This window comes from Candidatus Acetatifactor stercoripullorum (genome assembly GCF_944382095.1).
GTDB lineage: Bacteria > Bacillota > Clostridia > Lachnospirales > Lachnospiraceae > Acetatifactor > Acetatifactor stercoripullorum.
The window spans coordinates 1-20414 of the sequence record NZ_CALWMU010000048.1 but is presented as its reverse complement, the minus strand read 5'-3'; the positions used below and the strand labels follow the sequence as shown (position 1 = coordinate 20414).

Annotated in this window: 23 protein-coding genes and 2 pseudogenes; 17 read left to right on the top strand and 8 right to left on the bottom strand. The window is 46.5% G+C overall.

The window, feature by feature from the left end; all coding sequences use genetic code 11:
- The 13 genes and pseudogenes from SHK35_RS14220 to SHK35_RS12395 all read left to right on the top strand — a co-directional run.
- A pseudogene (locus SHK35_RS14220) lies at positions 1 to 120 on the top strand (flagellin N-terminal helical domain-containing protein); the annotation flags it as partial.
- A gap of 540 nt (positions 121 to 660) precedes the next feature.
- Positions 661 to 1062 (top strand): annotated as a pseudogene (locus SHK35_RS14290) (flagellin); the annotation flags it as partial.
- 131 nt (positions 1063 to 1193) lie between these two features.
- Positions 1194 to 1748 carry an AAA family ATPase gene (locus SHK35_RS12445; RefSeq protein WP_318710025.1) on the top strand — a complete coding sequence of 185 codons (555 nt, stop codon included), beginning with the start codon at positions 1194 to 1196 and terminating at the stop codon, positions 1746 to 1748.
- Positions 1723 to 2115: a non-canonical purine NTP pyrophosphatase gene (locus SHK35_RS12440; RefSeq protein ID WP_318703522.1), complete on the top strand. Its 393-nt coding sequence runs from the start codon at positions 1723 to 1725 to the stop codon at positions 2113 to 2115. Before SHK35_RS12445 ends, SHK35_RS12440 begins: the two co-directional genes overlap by 26 nt.
- The gene (locus SHK35_RS12435) at positions 2066 to 2728 is read left to right on the top strand and encodes a GNAT family N-acetyltransferase (protein WP_318710024.1); all 663 of its coding nucleotides are present in this window, start codon (positions 2066 to 2068) and stop codon (positions 2726 to 2728) included. Before SHK35_RS12440 ends, SHK35_RS12435 begins: the two co-directional genes overlap by 50 nt.
- Before the next feature lie 83 nt (positions 2729 to 2811).
- Positions 2812 to 3285 (top strand): GNAT family N-acetyltransferase, encoded by a 474-nt coding sequence (locus SHK35_RS12430; RefSeq protein WP_318710027.1) that lies wholly within the window; start codon positions 2812 to 2814, stop codon positions 3283 to 3285.
- 178 nt (positions 3286 to 3463) lie between these two features.
- On the top strand, positions 3464 to 3697 hold the full coding sequence (locus SHK35_RS12425) for a DUF6429 family protein (RefSeq protein ID WP_318710023.1): 234 nt from the start codon (positions 3464 to 3466) through the stop codon (positions 3695 to 3697).
- Between the two features lie 42 nt (positions 3698 to 3739).
- Positions 3740 to 4390 carry a DUF3990 domain-containing protein gene (locus SHK35_RS12420; RefSeq protein ID WP_318710022.1) on the top strand — a complete coding sequence of 217 codons (651 nt, stop codon included), beginning with the start codon at positions 3740 to 3742 and terminating at the stop codon, positions 4388 to 4390.
- On the top strand, positions 4390 to 4812 hold the full coding sequence (locus SHK35_RS12415) for a hypothetical protein (RefSeq protein ID WP_318703528.1): 423 nt from the start codon (positions 4390 to 4392) through the stop codon (positions 4810 to 4812). The genes SHK35_RS12420 and SHK35_RS12415 overlap by 1 nt, the downstream gene beginning before the upstream one ends.
- A gap of 214 nt (positions 4813 to 5026) precedes the next feature.
- Entirely contained in the window at positions 5027 to 7078 is a 2052-nt protein-coding gene (locus tag SHK35_RS12410) for a DHH family phosphoesterase (protein ID WP_318710021.1), read from the top strand.
- 41 nt (positions 7079 to 7119) lie between these two features.
- Positions 7120 to 7566 carry a 50S ribosomal protein L9 gene (rplI, locus tag SHK35_RS12405; protein ID WP_318703530.1) on the top strand — a complete coding sequence of 149 codons (447 nt, stop codon included), beginning with the start codon at positions 7120 to 7122 and terminating at the stop codon, positions 7564 to 7566.
- A 34-nt stretch (positions 7567 to 7600) separates the two neighbouring features.
- Positions 7601 to 8941: a replicative DNA helicase gene (gene dnaB / locus SHK35_RS12400; RefSeq protein ID WP_318703531.1), complete on the top strand. Its 1341-nt coding sequence runs from the start codon at positions 7601 to 7603 to the stop codon at positions 8939 to 8941.
- A 105-nt stretch (positions 8942 to 9046) separates the two neighbouring features.
- The gene (locus SHK35_RS12395; RefSeq protein WP_318703533.1) at positions 9047 to 9772 is read left to right on the top strand and encodes a helix-turn-helix domain-containing protein; all 726 of its coding nucleotides are present in this window, start codon (positions 9047 to 9049) and stop codon (positions 9770 to 9772) included.
- Between the two features lie 20 nt (positions 9773 to 9792).
- Here the strand turns inward: SHK35_RS12395 and SHK35_RS12390 are convergent, their stop codons facing one another.
- From SHK35_RS12390 to pflB, 5 genes are all read right to left on the bottom strand, one after another.
- Positions 9793 to 9966 (bottom strand): DUF362 domain-containing protein, encoded by a 174-nt coding sequence (locus SHK35_RS12390; protein ID WP_318703535.1) that lies wholly within the window; start codon positions 9964 to 9966, stop codon positions 9793 to 9795.
- A 123-nt stretch (positions 9967 to 10089) separates the two neighbouring features.
- A complete protein-coding gene (pflA, locus tag SHK35_RS12385; RefSeq protein WP_318703537.1) occupies positions 10090 to 10842 on the bottom strand; it encodes a pyruvate formate-lyase-activating protein in 753 nt (250 codons plus the stop codon).
- 116 nt (positions 10843 to 10958) lie between these two features.
- Positions 10959 to 11201, bottom strand: coding sequence for an autonomous glycyl radical cofactor GrcA3 (grcA3, locus tag SHK35_RS12380; protein ID WP_318703539.1), 243 nt, complete (start codon positions 11199 to 11201; stop codon positions 10959 to 10961).
- A gap of 52 nt (positions 11202 to 11253) precedes the next feature.
- Positions 11254 to 11457 (bottom strand): hypothetical protein, encoded by a 204-nt coding sequence (locus SHK35_RS12375; RefSeq protein ID WP_318703541.1) that lies wholly within the window; start codon positions 11455 to 11457, stop codon positions 11254 to 11256.
- 40 nt (positions 11458 to 11497) lie between these two features.
- Positions 11498 to 13537: a formate C-acetyltransferase gene (pflB, locus tag SHK35_RS12370; protein WP_318710020.1), complete on the bottom strand. Its 2040-nt coding sequence runs from the start codon at positions 13535 to 13537 to the stop codon at positions 11498 to 11500.
- 250 nt (positions 13538 to 13787) lie between these two features.
- Between pflB and SHK35_RS12365 the strand changes: the two genes are divergently transcribed.
- A complete protein-coding gene (locus tag SHK35_RS12365; protein ID WP_318703545.1) occupies positions 13788 to 13979 on the top strand; it encodes a DUF1858 domain-containing protein in 192 nt (63 codons plus the stop codon).
- Between the two features lie 105 nt (positions 13980 to 14084).
- Here the strand turns inward: SHK35_RS12365 and SHK35_RS12360 are convergent, their stop codons facing one another.
- Positions 14085 to 14810: an adaptor protein MecA gene (locus SHK35_RS12360; RefSeq protein ID WP_318710019.1), complete on the bottom strand. Its 726-nt coding sequence runs from the start codon at positions 14808 to 14810 to the stop codon at positions 14085 to 14087.
- A gap of 610 nt (positions 14811 to 15420) precedes the next feature.
- Between SHK35_RS12360 and SHK35_RS12355 the strand changes: the two genes are divergently transcribed.
- A complete protein-coding gene (locus SHK35_RS12355) occupies positions 15421 to 15636 on the top strand; it encodes a hypothetical protein (RefSeq protein WP_318703550.1) in 216 nt (71 codons plus the stop codon).
- A 260-nt stretch (positions 15637 to 15896) separates the two neighbouring features.
- Positions 15897 to 17597, top strand: a complete 1701-nt coding sequence (locus SHK35_RS12350) for a glycosyl hydrolase family 18 protein (protein WP_318710018.1) — start codon at positions 15897 to 15899, stop codon at positions 17595 to 17597.
- Positions 17598 to 17687: 90 nt separating this feature from the next.
- On the opposite strand, the gene SHK35_RS12345 is transcribed toward SHK35_RS12350, so the two are convergent.
- Both SHK35_RS12345 and SHK35_RS12340 read right to left on the bottom strand, forming a co-directional pair.
- Positions 17688 to 18527, bottom strand: coding sequence for a hypothetical protein (locus tag SHK35_RS12345; RefSeq protein ID WP_318703554.1), 840 nt, complete (start codon positions 18525 to 18527; stop codon positions 17688 to 17690).
- Between the two features lie 50 nt (positions 18528 to 18577).
- The gene (locus SHK35_RS12340; RefSeq protein ID WP_318703556.1) at positions 18578 to 19483 is read right to left on the bottom strand and encodes a class B sortase; all 906 of its coding nucleotides are present in this window, start codon (positions 19481 to 19483) and stop codon (positions 18578 to 18580) included.
- A 91-nt stretch (positions 19484 to 19574) separates the two neighbouring features.
- On the opposite strand from SHK35_RS12340, the gene SHK35_RS12335 reads away from it, so the two are divergent.
- Positions 19575 to 20279, top strand: a complete 705-nt coding sequence (locus tag SHK35_RS12335) for an N-acetylmuramoyl-L-alanine amidase (RefSeq protein WP_318703558.1) — start codon at positions 19575 to 19577, stop codon at positions 20277 to 20279.
- The last annotated feature ends 135 nt before the right edge of the window (positions 20280 to 20414 follow it).

Genomic DNA, 20414 nt, shown 5'->3' with positions numbered 1-20414 from the left:
GGCACCAACAGTGAGGATGACAGACAGTATATCCAGGACGAGATTGACCAGCTGGTAACGGAGATTGACCGCGTGGCGGAAACAACTAAGTTTAATGAGACTTATCTGTTGAAGGGAAATGCAGAGGGAAGAGTGTAAAGTGCGCAGACTGCTCAAATAGCGGGCGTGAATGCTACTATGCTGGCTGGCACAACTGCCCAGGCCGGGGATGTGGTTCTTGGCACTGTGGGAATTGAAGTTACCGGCACCTATGGTCATGCGACTGTTGATGCAGAAGCTCTTGGAAAAAGTAGCGGAGCAATCGCTACGGCCCTCGATACTGCTGCGAACAATGGTGCGATCACGTTAACTTATAGTCAGGCAGACCAAAGCTGGAAGCTGGGTGGTGCAAATGTGTCTGCGGAGGAACTGGCGGACGCTGGTATCACAATCAGCACAACCGATGGACCTAATAATGATGAAACAATTATACTGACTAAGAAATTGGTCGCAAATCCTGACTTGGCTGAGACCGGCGTCACATATGATGCAACTACTGTAACAGCTACCAATCTCGCAGAAGTCAGTGTGGGCGATGATGTGAAAGCTACTATAAAAGTTGATGAAAATGGTGTGGCTACCCTAGAAGAGTATGATGACACCTATGTTCCCGATGCTATCAGCCTTGATCTGCATGTTGGGGCCGATTCCTCTTCCGACAACAAGATTGAGATGAAGATCGATTCCATGAGCTCCAAAGCGATAGGAGTGGACGGGCTGCTTGTAAATGGAAAAGACAGCACGAATGCAGACGCAGCCATCGACACCATTTCCGCAGCGATCCAGAAGGTTTCCACCCAGCGTTCCGCTCTCGGTGCAGTACAGAACCGTCTGGAGCACACCATCAACAACCTTGACAACGTTGTGGAAAATACCACTGCAGCAGAGAGCCAGATTCGTGATACGGATATGGCTACCGAGATGGTGAAATACTCCAACAACCAGATTCTTGCACAGGCAGGCCAGGCAATGCTGGCACAGGCAAATCAGGCAAACCAGGGCGTTTTGTCACTGTTAAGCTAATGCAGGCATGAAAATTTAACAAAATAAAATGGACAAAGGGCGGCTTTCGGGCGGCCCTTTGCCAGTTTATGAAGCAAATTAAGTGAGACAGATGCAAAAGATAACTGCTTTATTTTACGACATTTGGTATAATGTTTGATAAAGACCACTTCTTCTTATTATTTTTGCAGGTGATGAATATGAGGCATGTAATACACATTTATGGGGCGTCCGGTTCAGGAACATCTACGTTGGGCAGAAAAATCAGTGAAGAATTAGGTTATAAGTTTATGGATACCGACGATTATTTCTGGCTGCCTACCAATCCGCAGTATACGACGAAAAGAAGCAAGGAGGAACGTCTTGCCTTAATGAAAAAGGATATTTACGAAGCCGATAATGTAGTAATTTCCGGTTCTTTGACAGATTGGGGGGACGAATTGATTCCGTTATTTACACTGGCGGTCAGGCTGGTTACAGACACTGAAACAAGAATTGATAGATTAAAGCGCAGAGAGAAGCAAAAATTTGGAGAACGAATCATGCCTGGCGGTGATATGTATACAAATCATATGGAATTTCTTGATTGGGCGGGAAAATATGATACCGGAAGTGTCAATATGAGAAGCAAGGCAAAGCATGATGAATGGCAGAAACTTTTAAGAAGGTACAAGCAGAAATATGAAATTATTATATGGAACAAGTAATCAGGCAAAATTATCCGTAATGAAAAGCAGGCTTGAAAAACTAGGCGTAGAGCTGATTGGCTTGAGTGATTTAAAGGCAGAAGGAATTACAATTCCGGAAGTGCCGGAGAAGGGAAATACACCGCTTGAAAATGCGAGGCAGAAAGCGACCGCCTATTATAAGGCCTTTCAAATGCCGGTGTTTTCCTGTGATTCGGGACTGTATTTTGATAATGTTCCAGACGGGGTTCAGCCAGGGGTGCATGTGCGCAACGTGAATGGAAAATGTTTATCCGATGCAGAAATGATAGAATATTATGCAGGTCTTGTAAGACAGTATGGCAACCTTGCTGCACGGTATAAAAATGCAATTTGCTTTACCCCATAGTGCAGTAAGAAAAAAGGGATTTCCGCTGGACAGTATGTCGATTGATAGAAAAACCAATAAGTATTATTATGATTTATCGGCTGATGAATTAGAACAGCTTGCTGTGGAAGACGGGTTTTTGAAGTTTTTTGAGAAGGTTTTAGATTTGAGCTTGGAGTGTGGTTGTGTGGAAGTGCAATTTGGAAAAAATAGTGATATAGATGAGTGGATGAAGCTTGTTACAGAAATCAGCTGGAATTTTCCGGGATTAGAGACGAAAGAAAAAATAGAGGAACATCGGGAAACTGTTTTACGCTTTATAAGCAAAGAACAGGCTTTGTGTGTGAAAGACGGTGCAAAAATAATAGGGGTTCTTTTGTTTTCAAGAGAACATAATATGATTTGCTGTTTAGGTGTTTCACCCCGCTGCAGAAGAAGAGGAATCGCTTCCGGTTTATTAGTAAAGGCATTAGATAATCTGGATAGAACAAAAGACATTACAGTATCAACTTTTCGAGAAGAAGATGAAAAAGGGCTTGCTCCAAGGGCTTTCTACAAAAAATATGGTTTTGTGGAAGATGAACCAATGGAAGAATTTGGATATCCCAGTCAAAAGTTTACACTACACCCATAAATTCTAAAAACAGCTGAACACAGGCAGGAGTATTTGGCTGAATTTGTGGCGGAGTGGGAAGGAGCAAGGTGATATTATTGGAGATGATGAAAAAATATGAGTATAGAAAAGCGACACAGTCAGACATTGAAGAATTGGTGAAAACAAGAATGATTGTCCTTCGTGCGGCGAATAAGCTGTCAGATGCTGTGGATATGTCCGAGGTGGAACAGGAATCTTATGTATATTATAAACGGGCGTTGGAAACTGGCGGGCACATAGCATATCTGGTATATGATAATGGAAAATTTATTGGTGCAGGGGGTGTGAGCTTTTATCAGGTTATGCCAACCTATCATAATCCCAGTGGGAAAAAGGCTTATATTATGAATATGTATACTGCACCGGAATATCGAAGACAAGGAATTGCATTTCGCACATTGGATTTATTAGTGAAAGACGTGAAGGAACAGGGCGTCACACAGATTGCGTTAGAGGCAACGGATATGGGGCGGCCATTGTATGAGAAATACGGATTTGTAAAAATGGAAGAGGAAATGTTTTTTCCCGGTTCCTAAATTTCTACAGAACATTTACAAGCAACCCCAATAATGCTATTATGCAATCAGAAAAGGAACAACGGCCCATAAGGGGTTGCCCGATTGTCAGAATAGCAAAGCCACCCTTAACCGTCCAAAGTATCAGGGTGGTTTTGCTATGTAAGGCTGCTTATAAAACGTAAAACGAATGCAGGCAATGCCAAAAGGAAAAGACCAATTTACGCAAGGAGAGAAGTTTCATGAGGCAACCGATTTTTATGCGTGGAAAGGCTATGATTTCGATATACTGAACGAGCTGGATGATGCGGACTATATCCGGCAGGGAAATCATCCATCCCGTTCCAGGTCGGTATATATTACGGAAAGCGGCATTGGGCAGGCGAAAGAGCTTTTAGCCAAGTACGGTATAAACGATTGGAAACAGGGGTGAGAAAAGGATTGTTCACTATCTACTGGAGAAAGGTGGAAAAATATGTTATTGTATCATGGTTCAAAAAGTGGAATACAAGGAGACATTAAGCCTGAAAGCAGGATGTCATGTGACTTCGGCTGCGGATTTTATATGGGAGATAAGCCAGACCAGCCAAAGGGCTTGATTGCATCATATGAAAATAACAAGTTTTACGAGATAGAGTACAATTCAGATGGATTAAAAATAAAAACATTTGAAGATAATTATGTAGATCAGATCGATTGGGCACTATTCATTGCATACAATAGACAACCAGAAAAATTAGCAGAATACGACCAGCTATGCAAGAGGTATAAGGCATATAATGAATTATATGATATGATTGTTGGCGTAATTGCAGATGATAAAATGACACAGGTAATGCAATTATTTTTTAATGGACAGATGTGTGACAAGGCATTTATTGAGGCAATGAGGTATGTAAAGTTAGGCAGGCAGTATGTATTAAAAACATATGAAGCATGCAGTAAATGGCGTTTTAATGTCATAAAAGAATATAAACTCACAGATGCTGATAAAAAATTAATCATATCACAGAATATAAATAGAACGAACCAGTTAAGTACTATGATAAACCAAATTCAGACTAAATATAGACGAGCGCAAGATGTGAAATTCTTCGATGAAATAATAGAGGAGTGGAATAAATAATGGATGCAACAACTTTTAACATTGGGATATGCGAAATGTCAGCAGATTTATTTGTACTGTCTGTTAAAAGAGGTTACGATTCAAAGGATTTTATAGAAAAATTAATGAAATCAGAGACTGCAACACATTTATATAATAAGACGGATACGCAGATGTGGTTAGGCTCAAATTATATAATGGAAACCCTGGAACAAGAGGTACAGATTAAAAAAGGAGAGATATATCCAGAAGATTTAATGTCATGGATAGGATATTTATTTGCCTGCTGGAATTTTACATATGCTGACGATACACCAAAAGATATGATAAAACAGGCGCCAGTAGAAGTCTTGATACTGGCATATCAAGGGCTGCACGTGTTATCATTTGAAGATGCAATCAGGGAGTTGAAAAACATATACAAAGAAAAGCGGAAAAAATAATCGTTCAGCCCTAAATTTCTACAGAACATTTCCCCTTTTGACAAATTAAATTGTAGCATACTGTTACGATATTTGATATAATGTTCGGTAAGGGCAGAGTCAAATACGGGAAAGGGCGTCTGCCGTGTTCATACGAGCAGGCGCCCTTTCCCGTATTTGACGAGCGAAGCGAGCGCAGTAAGCTGTTTGGGACGGCGTGGCAAGGAGCAAATGAATGAAGAAACGAATCAAACTGAAAGGGAGAATCAAAAGCTACATACTGTTTGGCATATACCTGGGTATTCTGCTGTTTATTGTGGCTGGCGCCGTATTTATGATAGATTACCGGGCTGGAATTTTGCTGGGAGCCTTTACGGTATTTTATTTTGTGGTCACCCTGACGCTTTATTTTTATAACAAGCCCGTTATTATGAACGAGCTGATCAGCTTCGCCACAGAATACGGACAGATACAAAAAAAGCTTCTGCGGGACCTGGATTTGCCCTACGCCCTGCTGGACGATGCAGGCAGAGTGATTTGGACTAACATTACCTTTGAAAATGTGATTCACCAGCCCAAAGGATATAACAAATCCATCACCTCCCTTTTTCCCACGATTACAAGGGACAGGCTTCCGGACGATACAGGAGTGGACGAAGCCCAGTATGAGCTGGAGTACGAGGGCAGTGAATATGTGGCCAAGTTTAAGAAAATTTCTCTGAAGGATATGGCGGAAAACAGCGATATGATAGAGGCCAAGGACTATAACGGATACCTGATCGCCGTCTATCTTTTCGACGAAACCGCCCTGCACATTGCGCTGCAGGAGGTGGATGACCAAAGCCTTTCGGTGGGCATGATTTATCTGGATAACTATGAGGAAGCCCTGGAGAGTGTGGAGGAGGTGCGTCGTTCTCTGCTCATTGCGCTGATTGACAGGAAGGTGAACAAATATATCTCTTCTCTGGACGGCATCAGCAAAAAGCTGGAAAAAGACAAATACCTGGTGATTCTCCGCAAAAAAACAATTGCCCAGCTGCAGGAAAGCCGTTTTGACCTGCTGGAGGAGGTAAAAACCGTTAACATCGGGAACGAGATGGCAGTGACCATCAGCATCGGTATTGGATTGGATGGTCTGACCTACGCACAGAATTATGAGTTTGCCAGAAACGCCATTGATCTTGCGCTGGGAAGAGGCGGCGATCAGGCGGTGATAAAAACCCCTGAAAGCATCACCTACTATGGAGGAAAGAGCCAGCAGGTAGAGAAAAATACAAGGGTGAAGGCCCGGGTAAAGGCTCACGCGCTGCGGGAGATTATTACCGGCAAGGACAAGGTGCTGGTAATGGGGCACCGTATGCCGGATGTGGACAGCTTTGGCGCCGCAGTGGGCATCTACCGGATCGCCCAGACACTGGGACGTAAAACCCACATTGTGCTGAACGATGTGACCAGCGCCATTCAGCCCATGGTGGACCTGTTTAGAAACAATCCTGAGTATGATGAGGATATGATCATAGACAGCCAGCAGGCCATTGAAGCGGCGGGAAGCAATGCGGTGCTGGTGGTGGTGGATGTAAACAAGCCCTCCATTACCGAATGCCCCGATCTGCTGCGGTTTTGTAAGTCGGTGGTGGTGCTGGACCATCACAGACAGGGCACGGAAACCATAGAAAACGCCACACTTTCTTATGTAGAACCCTATGCCTCCTCTGCCTGCGAGATGGTTTCAGAGATTCTTCAATATACCTATGATAACATTAAGATACGCACAGAAGAAGCAGACTGTATGTATTCCGGCATTATGATCGACACCAATAATTTCATGACCAAGACCGGTGTACGGACCTTTGAGGCGGCTGCATTTCTGCGGCGAAACGGGGCGGATGTGACCCGGGTGAGAAAGCTTTTCCGGGAAGATGCCGCAGAATACAAGGCGAAGGCGGATGCGGTCAGTCAGGCAGAAATCTACAAGCAGTACTTTGCAATTTCCGTCTGCACTGCGGACGAGCTGCCAAGCCCCACGATTATTGGCGCCCAGGCGGCCAATGAGCTGTTAAATATCAAGGGAATCAAGGCAAGCTTTGTGCTCACGGATTATCAGGGAAAGATTTATGTGAGCGCTCGTTCCATAGATGAGGTGAATGTACAGATCATTATGGAGAGAATGGGAGGCGGCGGCCATATGAACACCGCAGCCTGTCAGCTGGAGGGCACGGGGCTTGCAGAGGCCATCGGCATTTTAAAGCGCACTATCGACAGTATGCTGGAAAATGGTGAAATATAAGATGGAGGAAGCGCAGAGGGAAGCGCAGAAATGAGGAGAAAATGAAGATAATTTTATTACAGGACGAGAAGAAGCTGGGAAAAAAGGGCGACATTGTGGAGGTCAGCGAGGGCTACGCAAGAAATTATATTATCCCTAAAAAAATCGGCGTGGAGGCAACGGCGCAAAACAGAAATGACCTGAAGCTGCAGAAGGCACATCAGGAAAAGCTGGCAAAAGAGCAGCTGGATGCTGCAAAAGCGCTGGCAGCAGAGATTGAGTCAAAGCAGGTGATTGTAAAAATGAAGGCCGGGGAGGGAGGAAGAACCTTCGGTTCCATCTCCTCCAAGGAAATTGCGGCAGCCTGCAAGGAACAGAATGGAATCGAGCTGGATAAGAAAAAAATCCAGCTTCAGGAAAACCTTAAGAGCTTCGGCTCCTATGAGGTGACAGTAAAGCTGCATCCCCAGGTGAGCGCAAAGCTTGCGGTAAAGGTAGTGGAGGCGTAGGCAGAGCAGAAAGGTAGCAGTTGGAATGCCCACGATGGAAGAAAATGTATTAAAAAGAATATTACCTCACAGCGTGGAGGCGGAGCAGTCCGTTATCGGTTCCATGATCATGGACCGCGAGGCTATCATAGTGGCCTCTGAGCTGATTACGGGAGAGGACTTCTACAATAAACAGTACGGCATTTTGTTTGAGGCTATGGTGGAGCTGAACGAGGAGGGAAGCCCTGTGGACCTGGTCACCCTGCAGAACAGGCTGCGGGAGAAGGACGTGCCTCCCGAGGTCAGCAGCCTGGAGTTTGTCCGGGAGCTGATTACAGTGGTTCCCACCTCTGCCAACATTAAGTATTACGCAAACATTGTTGCGGAAAAGTCTACGCTGCGCAAGCTGATCCGCCTGAATGAGGAGATCGCCAACACCTGCTATGCGGGGAAGGAAAGCCTGGAATTTATCCTGGAGGATACGGAAAAGAGGGTTTTCCAGCTGGTGCAGAAGCGTAATCTGGGTGACTTTGTTCCTATCCGGCAGATTGTAATGAATGCCATGGACAGGATTGAGATTGCTTCCAAAAACAAGGGAAGCGTTACGGGGATTCCCACAGGCTTTACGGATTTGGATTACCGGACTGCGGGTATGCAGCCCTCGGATCTTGTGCTGATTGCGGCCCGTCCGTCCATGGGAAAAACAGCTTTTGTGCTGAATATCGCACAGTATGTAGCCTTTAAGAAAAAGCTGACGGTGGCTATTTTCAGTCTGGAGATGAGCAAGGAACAGCTGGTGAACCGTATGTTTTCCCTGGAATCCAGTGTGGACGCCCAGAAGCTGAGAACAGGGCAGCTAAACGATCAGGAGTGGGAACGGTTGATTGAAAGCGCAGGAGTGATTGGCCGGTCCAATCTGATTATTGATGATACGCCGGGCATCAGCGTTTCAGAGCTGCGCTCCAAATGCCGGAAATTTAAGCTGGAGCATGATTTGTCCATGATCATCATTGACTATCTGCAGTTGATGAGCGGCAGCGGAAGAACCGATTCCAGGCAGCAGGAGATTTCCGATATTTCCAGATCGCTGAAATCCTTAGCCAGGGAGCTGGGAGTGCCGGTGCTTGCTTTATCCCAGCTGAGCCGTGCGGTGGAGCAGCGGCCGGATCACCGCCCAATGCTCTCGGACCTGAGAGAGTCTGGGGCAATAGAGCAGGATGCGGACGTGGTTATGTTCCTTTACCGGGACGATTATTATAATCATGATTCTGAGAAAAAGGGAGTGTCTGAGGTAATCATTGCCAAGCAGAGAAATGGTCCCATTGGAACCGTGGAGCTGGCCTGGCTGCCGGAGTACACAAAATTTGCCAATCTGGAACGTTCCGGAAGGGATTAAAAAGCATAAATCAGTTACGAAAGAGAACAGCATAAACAGGCAGTTCTCTTTTTTGTTAAAAAATCATAGGTAACTGCGAAACTCGATTAGAAAGGGGAAGAGAATATGGGCCAATATTTATTGATTTCTGACGCTGCAAAAGAAGTAAAGGTGGAAAGTCATGTGCTGCGCTACTGGGAGGAGGAGCTGCATCTGCCCATCAAGCGCAATGAGCTTGGACACCGCTATTACACAAGCGAGGATGTGGAACGGTTTAAACAGATTAAGAGTATGAAGGAAAGGGGATTGCAATTGAAGGCGATAAAGATGATTTTGAGGGATGGAAAGCTGAATGTACTGCCCCAGGAGGATGAGGAGAAGGAAAAGAAGGAGTCCCAGCCCGGTATGGCCATTGACATTATTGACAGCAGAGAGCCTGTGCCTGAGAGGGACGATAGAGAAATGGTAAAGGAGAGCCGGGAGGAGAAGTCCAGGAGACTGCAGTGGCTTTTGCAGCAGCTGATTCGGGAAACCCTTCGGGAAAACAATCAAGAGCTGTGCAGAGAGATCAGAGAGAGCGTAGTAAAGGAGCTGGATTATCAATTCAGGATGCAGGAAGAGCGGGAAGAGGTCAGGGACCGGGTCAATGCACAGCGCAATGAGGAATATTACCAGCGGATGGACGACCTTCTCCGTAAGAAAAGTAGAAAGCTTTTGCGGGGAAAAAAGGAAAACGCCAGCTTGAATGATAGTCTGAACCAAGGCGGTGGAAGCGGTTCAGAGCAGAAGCAGCCTTTTGGGGAACAGCGGCCGGAAAAGAAGGCAAAAAAGAAGAGGCATTCTATTTTTTGAATGCCTCTTTCCGCGGAAAATTATTCTCCTTCGGAAATAGCGCCTACGGGACACTGTCCTGCGCAGGAGCCGCAGTCAATACATTTGTCGGCATCAATTTCAAATTTGCCGTCTCCCATGCTGATAGCGCCTACAGGGCACTGTGCCTCACATGCACCACAAGCCACACAAGAATCACCAATTACGTATGCCATGCTTTTAATCCTCCTTCAATGAACCCAATCGCATTTGATATTTTATTATCAATTACATACTCTATTTTAATATAAACCCATGGGGAATACAAGGGAAATGTGCGATAATTTTAGCTGATTATTTTATTCCTTTTCTTCTCTGCGCTTTCTGATTCCATTGAGAATCACTTCCTTTTTCTCCACTACCTTGTTTTTGTCCATGGCGGGAACACCGGCAAGCTTATAGGGAATCCCCAGCTTCTTGTATTTTGCCTCGCCCATGGTGTGGTAGGGAAGCACGTCCAGCGCTTTGAGGTTGGAGAACTGTCCGATAAAATACCCAAGCTCAAACAGATATTTATCGTCATCCGTCAGGCCGGGCACTACTACGTGGCGAATCCACATATCTACGTGCTTTTCGTCCAGATATTTGGCAAAGGCCAGAATTCCGTCGTTGGGCTGCTGCGTCAGCTCCAAATGCTTTTGGGGATCGATATGCTTGATGTCCAGCATGACAAGATCGGTGAGCTCCATAAGACGGTCCAGCTTTTCAATAAAGGCTTTGTTGTCCGGCTTATAGGCAATTCCTGAGGTGTCAATGCAGGTATGCACGTTGTCGCGCTTTGCCAGAGTGAACAGGTCGATCAAAAAATCTACCTGCATCAGAGGCTCGCCTCCTGTTACGGTAATGCCGCCATTTTTGTAAAAATCCTTATTTCTGTTGTATTGTTCGTAAATTTCCTCCGGTTCCATCATTGTGCCGCCGGTCATGGGCCAGGTGTCGGGATTGTGACAGTAGGCACAGCGCATGGGACAGCCCTGTACAAATACCACAAACCGTGTACCGGGTCCGTCCACGGTTCCAAAGCTTTCCAGTGAATGTATTCTGCCTTGCATAGCTTCTCCTTTCAAATGGATATATAATAGTACTGCTAAAGGAAAAAGGAGTCGGAAAAGGTAAGTCCGGCTCCTTTGTGTTTCGGTTTTATTCTATTTCCCGGCTTTTAAATAAATTAAATGCTCTCATGGAAGGTACGGGAAATAACGTCAGCCTGCTGTTCAGGAGTTAACTTGATAAAGTTAACAGCGTATCCTGATACACGGATTGTAAGCTGAGGATAATTCTCAGGATGCTTCTGAGCGTCCAATAAGGTGTCTCTGTTTAATACGTTAACATTCAAATGATGTCCGCCTTTGGTTGCGTAACCATCCAATAATGAAACCAGGTTGTCTACCTGTGCTGCACTTGCTGCCATAATTTTTTCCTCCTTAATCAATTATCAATATAATAGGGCTGGGAAAGGACGATTAGTGATAATCGTCCAGTCCCTGCTCAAGAGTGGGGACACTGCAGGCCAGCGGTGTTCTGGAACAGTCCGTGCAGCCCATTGTCTGAACGTTCTTGGACGCTTCTTCTGCCTGGTCATAATTCACGTTTACATGTCCCACACCTTCGGTCATTCCCGAATCCAGCATTTTTATCAGATCGTCAATCATTGCCTTTTCGTCCATTTGTGTCACCTCACTGTATCATTTTTTGTTTCAGGGTTGCTTATTTGTTCAAATCCAGCTCGATATCGCCGGCAAATACCTGATCCTCTTTGCCCAGTGCTCCAGGAATGATGGTGAAGGTATTGGAGATACCATCCTGTGCATCATTGAAAGGAAGCTTGGATACAGAGGACAGGGATGCTACCGCACCATGAGTATCGCGTCCGTGCATCGGGTTAGCACCAGGAGCGAAAGGCTGTCCCTTTTTACGTCCGTCAGGAGTATTACCAGTAGCCTTGCCGTAGGTTACGTTGGAGGTAATGGTCAGGATGGAAGTAGTGGGAACACCGTTTCTGTAGGTATGGTGTCTTCTTACTGCCGTCATGAACTTGTGTACAACATCCTGTGCAATGTCGTCAACACGGTCATCGTCGTTGCCGTATTTCGGGAATTCGCCGGTGGTCTTGAAGTCAACGATAACACCGTCCTCGTCACGCACAACCTCAACCTTTGCATACTTGATAGCGGACAGGGAGTCAGCTACGATGGACAGACCTGCAATACCGGTTGCGAAATAACGCTTTACGTCTCTGTCATGAAGAGCCATCTCTGCTCTCTCGTAGCAGTATTTGTCGTGCATATAGTGGATAATGTTCAGGGTGTTTACATAAACATCTGCCTGCCACTCCATCATATCAATGAATTTTGCATATACATCATCGTAGTCAAGCACATCGCCTTCCACAGGACGATACTTAGGTCCAACCTGCTTCTTGGTAACCTCGTCTACACCGCCGTTCAAAGCGTACAGCAGACATTTAGCCAGGTTTGCACGAGCGCCGAAGAACTGCATTTCCTTACCGATTACCATGGAGGATACGCAGCATGCAATGCCGTAGTCATCGCCGTGGGTCACTCTCATAAGGTCATCGTTCTCGTACTGGATGGAAGAGGTCTGGATAGACATCTTAGCGCAGTACTTTTTCCAATTCTGAGGAAGTCTGGTGGACCACAGAACTGTCAGGTTGGGCTCGGGAGCAGGTCCAAGGTTTGTCAGGGTGTGCAGATAACGGAAGCTCATCTTGGTAACCATGTGTCTGCCGTCAACGCCAACACCGCCCAGAGACTCGGTAACCCATACGGGATCGCCTGCGAAAATCTGGTTGTACTCGGGAGTACGTGCAAATTTGATACATCTTAACTTCATAATGAAGTGATCAACAAACTCCTGAATCTCCTGCTCGGTGAAGGTTCCGTTTGCAAGGTCTCTCTCTGCGTAGCAGTCAAGGAAGGTGGAGGTACGTCCCAGGGACATAGCAGCGCCGTTCTGCTCCTTTACTGCGCACAGATAACCGAAGTAGGTCCACTGAATTGCTTCCTTTACGTTGGAAGCGGGCTTGGAAATATCAAATCCGTAGGAAGCTGCCATCTCCTTCATCATCTTAAGAGCCAGCATCTGCTCGGAAAGCTCCTCGCGGAGACGGATCACGTCATCGGTCATTACACGGCCGGTAGAATCCTTCTGTGCCTGCTTGTCTTCGATCAGTCTGTCGATACCGTACAGAGCAACACGTCTGTAGTCGCCGATAATACGTCCACGTCCGTAAGCGTCCGGGAGACCTGTGATAATATGAGAAGAACGGCAGGCTCTCATTTCCTGATTGTAAGCATCAAAGCAGCCTGCATTGTGTGTTTTTCTGTGAATGGTGAAAAACTCACTGATCTCAGGATCAACCTCATAACCGTTGTCGGCACATGCCTTCTCTGCCATACGGATACCGCCGTAAGGCTGCAAGGAACGCTTGAAAGGCTTGTCAGTCTGGAAGCCTACAATGGTTTCCTTGCTCTTATCAAGATATCCGGGGCCGTGAGAAGTGATGGTAGAAATAACCCTGGTATCCATATCAAGGACACCGCCGGCCTCTCTCTCCTGCTTCTGCAGATCAAGTACCTGCGCCCACAGATCCTTGGTGTTCTGTGTAGCCTCAGCCAGAAAGCTCTCATCACCATCGTAGGGATGATAGTTTTTCTGGATGAAGTCGCGGACATTGACTTCTTTGTCCCATTTGCCGCCTACAAAATCTTTCCACTCTGGTCTCATTTTGAAATAGCCTCCTATTTAAAAAATTAAATTATTGGGTACATCTAATCCTTAGTTTCATTATATGAAAAAGCAGTTGGACAGTCAAGCAGCGGCGTGTACTTTTTTTGGTACAAAGCCGCATATTTTCTGGATTCTTTATAAGAATTACAGATTCTTTTCAGAGAGATTTTATATTTGTGAATAGCTTGCAAGATTGTGGGGAAAGTATTATACTAAAAGGGCCGAAAACGGCGGAAAGGAGAACACTATGAGTGGAATTACGAAAGAAATGACCATTGGCGAAATTCTTCGCACCAACCCTGATGTGGCGCCCGTCCTTATGGATGCCGGAATGCACTGTCTCGGCTGCCCTTCGGCCCAGGCAGAATCCCTGGAGGAAGCTGCGATGGTACATGGAATTGACATAGATGCCCTTATGGCAGCTATTGAGGCAGTTTAACCGCAGCAGCCGCTTTTATGAATGCAGAGGGATAAACACAGCCGCCTGAGCTTACTGGCTCAGGCGGCTGTGCCTTTTTCCTGCGTGCGCCTGATGGCGCACACTTTACATATTTCCCAAAGCGCCTACGGCATCCTTTTCCACCAGGGCATCATAATGCTCTGCCAGGAAAGTGGGACTGCCGGAGAGAGAACGCTGCAGCGCGCCATACTCGGAGACAATGTTGCAGGCCCTGTCAAAAACCTCCTTTGAGGCCTTGCCCTGGGTCAGCGCGAGCAGATATCGGCCGGTGCGGTCATCCTTATACAGTGTGCTTTCTCCGGTGTAATGCCGGGAAATCACCTGGGAAGCTCTGATTACCTGCTGGAGGGATTCCATAAGAAAGATATGGGTGGGCGCTGCTTCGTTTTGATTGGAAGCGGCCGCTTTGCCCTCCTGGCTCTCAGCGTTTGCCTTGCGGTTTGTCTGGATCCTGCGAAACAAATCAAGCACCTCGTCAGAGGGAGATTCATAATATTCGTCGTCGTTATTTTCCTCGGTGACAGATGGGGCAAATCTGGAGAAACGGGTATCCAGTTCCTCGGGGTCCTCCACCTTTGTGATAATCAGAACAATACATTCCGCATTCAGGGGAATTGCTTCTATCATCAGGGGAATGTCTTCCGCCTCAAAGCCAAATTCAAAATTTGCCTGCTGCATCATGTCCCGAAAGAGAGTCTTAGCCTTTTCAGTGCCATAGGCAAGTTCGCTGATTTTCAGCTCACGGCTTGCCAGATCTTCTCTGGTCAAAGTACAGCGTATCTGGTTTTCATTTACTTTTTCTATTTTCATACGGCAACCCTTCCTTTCTGCATCCCGGGGGATGCTGAGTAGCGTGCAAAAATCCTATCTTATAAGTGTGTTTTGATTAAAAGTATATTATACTTTCGCCCGCTTTAAGTCAATAGCCGGAAATGACTTTAAGAATATTTAATAATTTTAATAAAACTATTGCAAAAAAATTCCATATAAGATATAATTCACTGCATAAGTGCCTTCAGTACTCTGGTACGGAAAGGAGGCAGCAGTCTGAATTCTATTTCTGGTTGACTTTGACATGGGAACGAGTCGTTCCGCTTTCATCCTTTTTACTATATCTATTATACCATATTATATGACAGAGGTGTAGCCGCTGACATATATTTAAGGATGTCTTACAGGCATGGTGCAAGGGAGCATAGCCGCTTAAAACCGCCTGTTCATAGTGATTCAACTACTAATTTTCACCTTTATAATTCATTTTAAACATTAGAAGCATTAGCAAATTTTAACTAATGCAGAATCATGTACTGCTGAAGGCACTGAAAAAAGCTTCCGCTAAAATCAATGTATCACAGGGCAAGAGGGAAAAGCCTTTGGCCCCTGCTTTTGGTCCGGAAGCTTGGAAACAGGAGGAATTCCAATGAAAGAACCTGATGCTGCCGAAAGGAGTATGATTGATTCCCTGGAGCAGATGCAGAAGGCAGGCGCAAAATTTTTTGTGGATGGAGAGCCGGTTTCCTTTGATGAGGCGCTGAAACGCACCGTCAGGGAGGAGCATGCTTACATGGCGGATTATATTGTAAGTCCTGCGGGCAAAGTGGAGCAGGTGCGCTTTGACAAGGTGGATCTGCCGTAAAATGTCAGTACGATTTCTGACAAAATGCCGCTTTTGATGTAAGGCAGCAGAAAGCGTGATTTGGATGCTTTTTACTGCCGGCATAAGGATTGCCTCTCATGCTGAAGGACTGCGCATATCAGCTGCGCAGATTAATAGAAAAAGTGGCAATTTGTCATATTGTGTGATAGAATATAACTGTTCTGCCCCACGGCCGGTATTGGCGGGCGGCATGGACAGTTATATTCAGGAACACGAATTATTTTTCAGAAAGGTACATTATGAAAAGGAAAATTTTACCGGTTATCGTAGCTCTGCTTTTAATTGCTGTGATCGGAGGCGTCTGGCTTGGCGGCAGGCTGTATGACAGATATTCTTACAGCAGGGAGCGGGCTGATCTGGACGCGTATTTTCAGGTATCGGGGGAACAGGCGGCAATCATCCTGCAGGATGAAATGGTGGAGGAAAAAGCTGTAGTCAGGGATGGCATCTGCTACTTTGACCTGGCAACGGTGCATAAATACTTCAATGAAATCTTTTATGCAGACCGCAGTGAAAACCTGCTTTTGTATACAACGGCGGTGGAAACCTACCGGTCAGGAATTGGAGAGAGCAGCTATTCTTCTAATACGGACAGCCAGGATTACGGCTATGCCATCAGCTTTATAGAGAACGACACGGTGTATATAGCGGCGGATTATGTGAAAAAATTTACCAATCTCTCCTACGAGATTTATGACAGGCATGTGCAGGTCTATACTCAGTGGGGAGAAAAGCGGGTGGCCGATGTGAATAAGGATACCTGGGTGAGAGAGCTGGGAGGGGTAAAGAGCCCCATTCTGCGTGACCTTTCCGAGGGTGAACAGGTAGAGATACTGGAGGAGATGGATACCTGGAGCAAGGTAAAGACAGCGGATTCCATCATCGGATACGTGGAGAATAAACGGCTTGCCAATGAGAGCACCGTACAGGAGACGCCGGTGACGGATTACACAGCGCCGGAATATACGTCCATAGCCATGGAAGGGAAGGTCAGTCTGGGATGGCATTCTATCGGAGGTGCAGCCGGAAATGATACCCTGGAGAGCATGGTGTCCGGGACGAAGGACATGAATGTAATTGCTCCCACCTGGTTTAGCTTAAATGATAACGAAGGGAATTTCAGGAGCTTTGCAAGCTCGGAATATATACAAAGGGCTCATGCCATGGGACTTCAGGTATGGGGCGTGTGGGACAATTTTAATTACCGCAATGAGACAGGAGAGCAGGTGGATGAGTACCAGGTGCTGTCGGTTACCTCAAAGCGCCAGAAGCTTGTTCAGGGAATCGTGGATACGGCGCTGAGTCTTGGTCTTGACGGAATCAATATTGATTTTGAGCAGCTGGGCGTGGACAGCGGAACACATTTTGTACAGTTTTTAAGAGAGCTTTCTGTTTTGTGCCGCTCTAATGGCCTGGTGCTCTCGGTGGACAACTATGTGCCCTTCAATTTTAATGATCATTATCGTCTGGATATTCAGGGACAGGTGGTGGATTATGTAATCATTATGGGTTATGACGAGCACTGGCACGGAAGCGGGGATCCGGGAAGCGTTGCAAGCATTGACTATGTAAGCAATGGAATTGCCAAGACGCTGGAGGAGGTGCCTGCCGGGAAGGTGGTAAATGCCCTGCCCCTGTATACCATTCTCTGGAAAACAGAAGGGACAACCGTGACGGATGAATATATCACCATACGGAACACAGAAGAATTTTTAACACGCATGAATGTTACGCCTCAGTGGGATGAGGAAACCTGCCAGAATTATGCAGAATGGTCGGATGGAACGGCAACCTATCAGATATGGATTGAGGATGAGGACTCCATCAGTGTGAAGCTGAATGTGATGAGCGCCCAGGGAATCGGAGGCGTTGCCGTGTGGAGACTGGGATATGGAACAGAAGGGGTTTGGGAGCTGATTTCAGCTTATATAAATTCCTAGAAGCTCCTGCAGTCAGCGTGTATGAAATACAGAGGCCGGAAACCTGTTAAGGGTTTCCGGCCTCTCATTAGTGCGCCTGGCGGCGCACGTTTATTTTGCTGACCGTTTCAGGCCATAGCTTCCTCCAAGGCAAATTACAGCTGCAGCAGCAAGCCACAGAATAAGATTGCTTTCCCCTGTTTTGGGAACATCGTCATACTCGTCTGCATCAGAGGACTGTGAAGCTTGAGTGGTCTGGGCAGAAGTTTGTGAGCTGGACTCCTGTGCCGGTGCGGTGCTCTGCTGCGCGGTGCCGGAAGCAGTATCGGAAGGAGTGGTGCTGTAATCCGACTCCTCTGTTTTTACGGTACCGTTTGAAATCACCAGTTTTCCTGCCGCTACATTATAAAAATCATAATAGGTGGTGGTGTTATCCTTTCCGATCAGATGCCCTACGGTGCCCGCAACGGTTACGTTAGCGTTGATATCGGAGGAACCCAGAATCTGCAGAGTGGAAATACTGTTGTTAAAGGTAACGCTGGAGGTGTCATATACATAAGCGTTTGTGATATCTCCGTTAACAGCCGCAACACTGCTTCCCAGCACATAGCAGCTGTCGATTCCGTTTGTGGTCACTACCACAGTGGATGCGTTGTTCAGGGTCAGATTGCCCAGGCGCGCATTGAGTGTGACATTGAGCGTACCTGTGCCGTCGATGACCACCGTATCTCCATCCTTGATATCCTGCTGCATATAGTAGAGCTCCCGATGCTCTGCATTGTCATCCCAGGAAGAACCTCTCTGGAATCTCCATTCGTTGTCGCCGGCCACGTACCTTACATAGTAGGCTGCAGGCTCCTCTGCAGAAGCGGTAAGCACATTGCCGCCGGGAACCATCACAAGCAGGGCTGCAGCAGCCACAAGAGAAATAAATTTTTTCAGTTTTTTCATAGTTTGTCCTCCTGACACAAAAATTGTTTTTTATTTTGAACCTTTTGGGTCTATTGGGTCAAAGGCAGATAGCTGTCTCCCTGTGCCGTTTCCTTGGCCACGACCACGAACCGCCCCTGCTCCACATGGTAGACGCAGGTGGAGAGCGTCAGGAAACGGTCGCCGAACTGGGCGCTGACCCCGGTGTCATACAGTGATAATGCCATAATGTTTTCGTAAAAGTCATCAAATTCTTCCTGGGTGTCGGCCTGGAAAAACTGATAAAACTTAAATACCTGATCCGTCTTTTTATAGACCTGTGAACGAAACACGGCGATGACTTCATAGATACGTTCACAGTCCTCTGTATACAAAAGGATCTGGCTGTGCTCTTTACAGTAGTCGGGATCCTCGTAATCTGTCAGGTTGCCGAACATTTCGCCGGAGCGCATATTGTGGCCGTGTATGATCAGATTTGTGGTCAATGGGTCCAGACTGCTGTCGGTGTCCAGAATCAGACTGCCGTTTTGATTGTCATTTCCCTCAAAATCCCGGTAGAGATAATAATTTTCGTCCCGGGGTGTCCACATTACCGGATAATCTATATTGGTGCCGGGTATCTGCAGCCACGCAGCCATATCCTCATTTGCGAGAAAGCTGTCGCGGTAGGGATTCACAACGGCTGCCGGAGCCTCCGTGGCGTCCCCGGAAGCATTTTCCTGTGCGGCTGTCTGCGTCTCCTCGGGCAGAACATCTTCATCGGAGGCGCTTTCATTCTGGGATGGGGCATCGTCCGGGCTGCTCTCTTCCCTGCTCCCATCCTCTATGGCCTGGGCCGAGAGGCGGTAGGCCTCCAGCGTATCCCTGGCCTGCTTGTCCGAAATGGCATTTCCCACAAGGAGCACACAGACCGCTGTCAGGCATCCGGCCCCGATTACGCCCAGTAAAAGGGCAAAAATTCGTCTTGGTGTTTTCATGCTCTTATTATACGCTAAAAAATATGGGGAATGCAACTGTTTTACTGAAAAACGGCATATATATGGTACAAAAGAATTGGGAAGAAAATCTATGAGTGATTTTCAAAATAAGCTTTTATCACTGATCATGGGGGTTATGCTTTTGGTGTCTATGCTTTTTGTGGGAAGGGAGGCGGCCCGGTATGTGACAGGACAAAATGTAAAGGTGCAAAAAGATGGGCCCTGTGTGGTGATCGACGCCGGACATGGGGGAGACGATCCGGGCAAGGTTGGGATCAACGGGGCTCAGGAAAAGGACATCAATCTGCAGATTGCCTTGCTTGTAAAGACATTTTTGGAGCAAAACGGCGTAAATGTGGTGATGACCAGGGAGGACGAGGATGGACTCTACGATCGCAGTGCATCCAATAAGAAGGTTCAGGACATGAAAAACAGAATTGCCCTGATCGAGGAGACTGCTCCGGATATTGTGGTGAGCATCCACCAAAACAGTTACCCGGAGGAATACGTTCACGGGGCTCAGGTATTTTATTATGATGGGAGCAGCCAGGGAAAGGAACTGGCCGAAGTTTTGCAAAGGCAGCTGATTGAAAGGGCGGACCCGGACAATACCAGGCAGGTCAAGGCAAATGACAGCTATTATCTCTTAAAAAAGACATCTGTGCCCATCGTGATTGTAGAGTGCGGTTTTTTGTCCAATCAAGCGGAGGCCGAAAAGCTGTGCACGCCGGAGTATCAGGAGCGGATCGCCTGGGCCGTCCATATGGGGATATTGGAGTACTTAAACGGGATCTGACCTGAATTTACCATAGTAAATCAAAAGCAGTTCTGAAAGGAAAAAAATAATTCGCACTAAAAATCCTGAAAACAAGCCCTTTTGCGGAAAAAGATGATAAAATATAAAAAAATTTTTTCGCAAAGGAGAAGTTAT